General features: G+C 60.3%; 6 protein-coding genes. 3 read left to right on the forward strand and 3 right to left on the reverse strand.

What is annotated here, in order from left to right:
* Positions 1-16: 16 nt before the first annotated feature.
* Positions 17-856, reverse strand: a complete 840-nt coding sequence (locus IVA95_RS22925) for a YiiX/YebB-like N1pC/P60 family cysteine hydrolase (protein ID WP_247512553.1) — start codon at positions 854-856, stop codon at positions 17-19.
* Between the two features lie 487 nt (positions 857-1,343).
* Entirely contained in the window at positions 1,344-2,291 is a 948-nt protein-coding gene (locus IVA95_RS22930) for a tetratricopeptide repeat protein (protein WP_247512554.1), read from the reverse strand.
* On the opposite strand from IVA95_RS22930, the gene IVA95_RS22935 reads away from it, so the two are divergent.
* The 3 genes from IVA95_RS22935 to IVA95_RS39055 all read left to right on the forward strand — a co-directional run bounded on the left by IVA95_RS22935 (position 2,281) and on the right by IVA95_RS39055 (position 4,429).
* On the forward strand, positions 2,281-2,532 hold the full coding sequence (locus IVA95_RS22935; protein WP_247512555.1) for a hypothetical protein: 252 nt from the start codon (positions 2,281-2,283) through the stop codon (positions 2,530-2,532). The genes IVA95_RS22930 and IVA95_RS22935 overlap by 11 nt on opposite strands.
* A gap of 99 nt (positions 2,533-2,631) precedes the next feature.
* Entirely contained in the window at positions 2,632-3,015 is a 384-nt protein-coding gene (locus IVA95_RS22940) for a hypothetical protein (RefSeq protein ID WP_247512556.1), read from the forward strand.
* A gap of 1,195 nt (positions 3,016-4,210) precedes the next feature.
* A complete protein-coding gene (locus IVA95_RS39055) occupies positions 4,211-4,429 on the forward strand; it encodes an SEC-C metal-binding domain-containing protein (protein WP_247512560.1) in 219 nt (72 codons plus the stop codon).
* A 240-nt stretch (positions 4,430-4,669) separates the two neighbouring features.
* Here the strand turns inward: IVA95_RS39055 and IVA95_RS22950 are convergent, their stop codons facing one another.
* Positions 4,670-5,989, reverse strand: a complete 1,320-nt coding sequence (locus IVA95_RS22950; RefSeq protein WP_247512557.1) for an adenylate/guanylate cyclase domain-containing protein — start codon at positions 5,987-5,989, stop codon at positions 4,670-4,672.
* Positions 5,990-6,397 lie beyond the last annotated feature (408 nt).

A 6,397-nucleotide genomic window follows, 5' to 3' on the forward strand; every position in this document is an offset into this window, starting at 1 on the left:
GCCACTCCTTCTTTGCCTATGCCGCGAGGGTCGCGAAACCGGGAAATTCGGGCGTACTGGCCGCCTTATCGCGCTCGCCTTTGATTTCTGGAGCGAGCGTGACCTGCGCGGAGTGAATTTGGGCAAGGTCGGCCCAACGCATATCTTTGTAATTAAAGCCGCGCGCGAGCGTGGGCTTCACGACCATGAAGTAGGGCGAAATATCGAAATCGCGTGGCGCATAAAAAGACGAGTGACGGATCTCGGCGACTTCGCGCCGCCCTGTCTGGCCCTCAACGCGCTTGATCTCGGGCAGGATCGGATAACGCACGGCGTCGAAAGCTTGCGCAATCAGCGAGGAACAGATGATGCGGCTGGCATCGCCGGAGCCGAGCGCGATCGTTCGGCGACGCCAACGCTGCGTTACCGGACCTGGCAATAGATACCGCATCAGGTCGATGACGTTCTTGAAGTCGTAGCCGAGACCAATGCGTTCGGAAGCGTAGCGGCAGACCGTCTCGCAGTCCGCTTGGGTGAGGCCCACCGGCCGGCAGATGCGGGTTCGACAATGAAGATATTTCGACAGCGGCGCGGACACGACCCCTTCATCGATATTGGCTTCGATCAGGACGTGGGGTTCGCGCTCGGTTTCTGCGCCGGCGATCCGCCCGACGTACAACGCCGAATGCAACCAAGCCGACTGAGTGAGATATTTGATGCTGCCCGAGATACGGCCTTTGCCCTCGACCAGCAAAACATCGCCGGGCCGAAGGGTCTCGCGTAAAGCGGTCAAATCGTTTGGAGTGGGCGGCTCACAGCTGGCTGGCTGCTGCAGCCGGGCGATCAAGCGTCCGACATTGCCGAACAACGAGTCCATGTCGTCCCTCACCTTTTGGTATTTGCCTTACGGCAGTGTAGGGCGGCTCACGTGCCGTCCACTACCAGGTTCCTCACCAAGCGTAATCGTGAGAGGTGGGTCGGACTACTGAACAGAGGTTGATCCGTATGTAACCTTTTGCTGGGCATACCTAAGTTTGACCGGCCGTGTCGGCCATAAGAGTGCTGGGAATGGTGCACCTCGTTCAGCTGCCGACATCCCTCAGCGTTGATCGCGCTCCAAGAAGCCTAGCAAGTGATGAAAGTTCAATGCTTCTGCGGAGCTTTGCAGGGTCGAACGATGGCTCCGCCTCAACGCTGGGCATTCCCGTCTGCATCTGGCCCTCAACTGACCTCCTGAGCGGGCTGGCCGATGTCCGTTGCCGGCGGACAAGCGGAAGTAGCTCGGTTACCGCCTGAAGTCGCATTTTAACCCGCAGCGGACCTTGGCTGCTTTGGGGCAGCGGCTCACCTGCGAGCTTGGGAGATCATTGTTCCGGCAGTCCTACCGGTCGGAGAATGTCGCAGTAGCGGGCTCGATCGGCCGCGTGAACTAACGGGGACGCGCGCTCCACCCAGGCGACTGAGTAGTCGGGGTTGAGCTTCCGCGCCTTTGCCATCGCCTCTTCCGCCTCCTCCAGATTGCCCAGCATCGTGGCCGAGACTGCGAGCGCGCGCCAGTGGCCTGAGATGTCAGGGCTCTGGCGTACCGCCCGGCGTCCCCAATCGAGGCCTGCCGCGTAGTCCCCCGCCATAAAATGCGCGAATGCGCGACTGCCGGCGAAGACTGAGAAGAACGGATCACGCGGACTGAGACGCATCGCTGTTTCGAGGTAGCCGACAGCCTGAGCGCCGTCGCCGCCGTAAGCCAGTGCTAGCCCGAGAAAAGAGTGGCCTAGCGCGAAGTTCGGATTTAAGTCGAGCGCCGCGCGCAGCTCCTCGACGGCGTCCTCGTGCTCGCGCCGGAGCATGTGAGATAGCCCAAGCGCGAGCCGCGCCCACGGGTCGTCGCGGTCGATCGCCACCGCAGCGCGCGCCCGTTCGGTGGCCGGTGCTAGTACGGCAGCGAGCCCGCCCGCGCTCCCAAAAGCGTGCGCGTTCCAGAGGCTGAGCCATGCGTGGAGCCCGAGCGCACGGGCATAGGAGGGGTCGAGCCGCAGGGCGGCCGACAAGAGGTCGAGCGCCGCCGCATTGTCGCTCTGAGTCCGTCGCCACATGAACGGCAGAGCGCGGATGACGTGATCCCACGCATCGAGGTGACCTAGCGGCGTCTGTTGTACGCGCGCGCCCTCGGCGGCGTAGAGCTGCGGCTCGACCGCGGTGACGATACTTGCCGTGACCTCGTCCTGGAGAGAAAAGAGGTCGGCCAGTGCTCGCTCGTAGCGCTCCACCCAGATTTTCGCGTCCGGTTCCGGCGTCGGCCAGTTGGACGCCAATCCGCACGCGCTCGCCAGCCCTTCGGACGCTGCCTTCAAGAACGTAGCGCACGCCAAGCTCGCGACCGATCTGCTTCAGGCCCACTGCCTTGCCCTTGTACGTGAAGGCCGAACCCCGCGCGATGACAAAGAAGCCGCGCAGGCGAGCCAAGGCGGTTGTGATCTCCTCGGCAATTCCGTCTGCGAAGTACTCCTGGCTCGGATCCCCGCTCAGGTTCTGGAATGGCAGAACGGCAATTGATGGCTTGTCGGGGAGCGCAAGTGCAGGCGGTGGCTTGGCTTCCATGCCTTCCAACCGAACACAATACACACGCACCGGCCAAGCGATATTCTTCAGTTGATGCTCGCCTGTATCTTCGAATGCAAGGTCCAATTTGCTCCGCACATCCTCCTGCACTCGAGCCGACACACAGATGCCACCCGGGAGCGCGAGCGTCTCCAGCCGTGCCGCGATGTTTACGCCATCGCCATAAATGTCATTTCCTTCAATGATAACGTCGCCCACGTTGATGCCCACGCGAAACTCAATCCGTTTATCCTGAAGCACTTCGGCATTGCGCGCGGCCATACCGCGTTGAACTTCGACAGCGCAACGCAACGCATCCACAACACTGCTGAACTCCACCAGCACGCCGTCGCCGGTGTTTTTAACAACCCGCCCGTGGTGTTCGGCGATTTTGGGTTCGACGAGCGTGCGAAGATGGTCCTTCAGCCGGACGTGTGAACCCTCTTCGTCGAAGCCCATGAGCCGGCTGTAGCCGGCGACATCAGCTGCGAGAATGGCGGAGAGCCGTCGCTCCAAACGCTTGCGACCCAAAGCATACCTCCAGGGTACAGAGTAGTTTACGCCTCCGGTTGCAGTCGCCAAGGGGGACTGACGGATTTGGACACCCACCGCACGCCAGTACCCCCGAGGCGGCCCCTTCCGCGACCGATCGGTGACATTTGCGGCAGTGCCACTCTGTATTTCCGCGTCTGGCAGATATTGTTGCAAAAGTCGAAAGTTGCAGGGCTCAAGATTTTTCGCGACAACGCTAAGCAGCGAGCGATCGCTGATTCGCATAACCTCAATCGCGTTACCGAAGTCGCCTGTGAATTTTGCGTGAGGTCGTGAGGTCCCTCACATCTTGTACACGAAAGTCGCGCCCACGGCCCGCAGAATTTTGGTCATCGGCGAAAATCGACTTTTGCAACAATATCGGCACTTGACGGACGTGAATGTTCGAGCGTTCGACGTCCGCTTTCAAGGGATGAACGGTCTAGGGCCTATTGGGGCCCGCCTCATTCGGGCGGGCCTTTGTCTTTGGCAGCCAATATCGCAGAAGCCTTTGGCTTCTCTACGTTTTATCGGTTCTTTTGCGAACGAAAAAAGTACTGGACTACAGGACCACACGGCTTGGCCGTCCGCGGCTTCCTCGACCAGAATGTTTCGATCGGCCCGTATGCTGCCAAACCGAAGTTCTGGTTGAAGCGTTTAAGCGCCGGTCGTCTGCGCGCCGTTCCTTTCGCTCACGGGCCGAAGCCCGCCCTGCGATCACTTGCGCGCCTGACGCTGCCGCGTCCATCGCCTCCCGCGCCCAACGTCCGTGACGATCGCGATACGCCCCTCCAGCGGGTGCGGGATGGCGGGAGTTGTAGGAGTGATTTGGGGTAATCGCGAAGCGGTTTGCCGGGAGGACTGGACCAAGCCATGCGTGATTTGCTCGGCCAGCAGCGCAATCGGTAGTAGTGGTCTCCTGTAAACGTCGCTTCGGTTCGTCGACTTTAGCGGGCGCGAAGCGCTCCGAAGTCACCTCGCCCCGCTCTTGCGGCGTATCGTTTCCGAACGGCGCTGCGCCACTTTGGCGACGTTTTCAATCCCGGCAAGTCATGCTAGCTACGCCGCGCGGCAGAAAGACCGTGTTACAATCAATGGACGAGTGTCATGCGCAAGCATCGCGATCTCGAAAACCTCCCCAGCTTTCAGCATCACGCGTAAGCGGCGGAAGTCCTTCCCTTCGGAAACCCATGTCAAACGCGGACGGCGTAGCGTCCATGGCGATGTCGACTTGATCGAAAAGCTCGGCCGCAACGATCTATGTCCATGCGGCTCCGGACGCAGGTTTCAAGACCTGCTGCATGAAGTTCGGTGCCTATGACGGCTCGAACCGGGACTATTACTTTCAGGGAATAGCCGGCGGTTGGTTGTAGCCAATCTCTCCATTATCATTCCGGGGCACCGCGTAGCGGTGAGCCCAGAATCCATTGGCGCAACTGACGCCTTCAACTGGCAAAACCGACCACCGGCACTTCCCGAGATTAGCCCCTAACCGGACATGACGCGGACGTGCCAAAATCGACGCGAATGACCCAAAGCAGGCATGTAACAATTCACCTCCCTATCTGCCGGGCAGTACAGCAAATAGCTCGATGGCCTCAGCGATGCCCTTGAGGTCGCGCTTGCCGCGTTCCAGGAAACTGACATCCGCGCCGGCGACCAGATCCTTGACGGTCCGGGTCACGAGGCATTCGTTCGGCTCGGCCAGCGCTGCGACTCGCGCGGCGACGTGCACTGCAATACCTCGCACATCGTTGTCGCCAAATTCGACCTCACCCGTGTGAAGCCCAGCCCGAATTTCGATGCCGAGCGACCTGACTGGGGCGATCAGCGCCAATGAGCATTGAATGGCTCGCCCCGGCCCGTCGAAAGTCGCCAGAAATCCGTCGCCGGTCGTCTTGACTTCCGCTCCCCGGAATCGCGTCAACTCGCGGCGAAACACAGCGTTGTGGGCGTCGAGAAGCTCGTGCCAGCGCCTGTCGCCCATGGCTTCCGCGTGCTTGGTCGAGCCGACAATATCGGTCAGGAGGACTGTTGCGAGGATGCGTTCGTCACCAATCGCAGGCCTTACGCCCGTAAGAAATTCGATGACCTCGTTTGTGAGCTGATCGGCGTTGTCGCCCAAAAACGGCATGTGGTCGATCCCGGGCAATTCCAATAGCCGGGCGTTCGGGATGCTGCTGGCCAATTGCCGCCCGCCCTCAACATTCACGACCGTATCGTTGGTCCGGTGAACAACGAGCGTGGGAACACGTACGTAGGGCAGGATCCCGGAGATATCGATCATCATGTTCATACGCATCAAGGCCACGACTGCGGCGGGACTCGCGCTCGCCCGCTCGCGTTTCGCGAACCATTCCCGAAATGTAGGATCGTCCTTCTTTGATGGCACCCAGACGCCGATGTTCGCTCCGGTCCCCCAGTCCGTCTCCACATAATCAAAGAATCTCTCGAGCTTTTCGGACGTGGGGAACCATGAACTGAATTTTGCGAAGGCCCCCCAGAGAACGAGTGCACGACACCTTTCGGGATAATGCGCCGCGAATAAGGTCGCCAGGCAGCCACCCTCGGACAGCCCCAAGATTGCCGCCCGCTCTGAGCCTGCCGCGTCCATCACCGCTCGCACGTCATCCATGCGTTCGTCCATTGTCGGAAGGACTTCGAGCCGGTCCGAGAGGCCCGTGCCACGCTTGTCGAACGTGATGACGCGGGCAAAACTGGCAAGCTTGCTGAGCCAGCGCGCGAAGTGCGGCTCCTCCCAATAGATTTCGACATTTGAGACAAATCCCGGGACGAAAACGAGGTCGAGCTCGCCGTTGCCGAAGACCTGGTAGGCAACGTGGACGTTACCGCTCTTCGCATATCGCGTTTTCGGCAACATGGAGGGACCTCAACACCATACTATCAGCATCAGACGGCTCGATCCACGCTCCCGGTGCGGAGGTCGCGCAAATTGTGTCCGCGATATGATCCTCCGACCACTCCCCTGTCATGCCGCGAGCACACGGACATACCGGGCAAATGACCGGCATCGTGCAGTGTTTGGAGCTGCCAGTGATGCGGCACGGAATGCCGTTGTTTCGGTGCACGAGTCCGGAGGTGGCACTTTTCGGACTTCACGCGATGTCCGACTTGAGTCCGCAATACGCACGATTGTGTTGCAAAAGTCTTTTTGGGGTGGCGAACGAAAATTCTTAGAGCCGCTGATCCGTTTTACGCGCGGCGACGTGAGGGGGCCAAGTCGCTTCATCCAAAATTGATCACGGACCTCCGTAGTGGCGCTGAAAAG

The organism is Bradyrhizobium sp. 157 (assembly GCF_023073815.1).
GTDB lineage: Bacteria > Pseudomonadota > Alphaproteobacteria > Rhizobiales > Xanthobacteraceae > Bradyrhizobium.

Excerpts from the sequence above, each read along its gene's own strand:
- IVA95_RS22925 (WP_247512553.1), bottom strand. The coding sequence starts at position 856 with ATGGACTCGTTGTTCGGCAATGTCGGACGCTTGATCGCCCGGCTGCAG.
- IVA95_RS22940 (WP_247512556.1), top strand. The coding sequence starts at position 2,632 with ATGCTCGCCTGTATCTTCGAATGCAAGGTCCAATTTGCTCCGCACATC.
- IVA95_RS22950 (WP_247512557.1), bottom strand. The coding sequence starts at position 5,989 with ATGTTGCCGAAAACGCGATATGCGAAGAGCGGTAACGTCCACGTTGCC.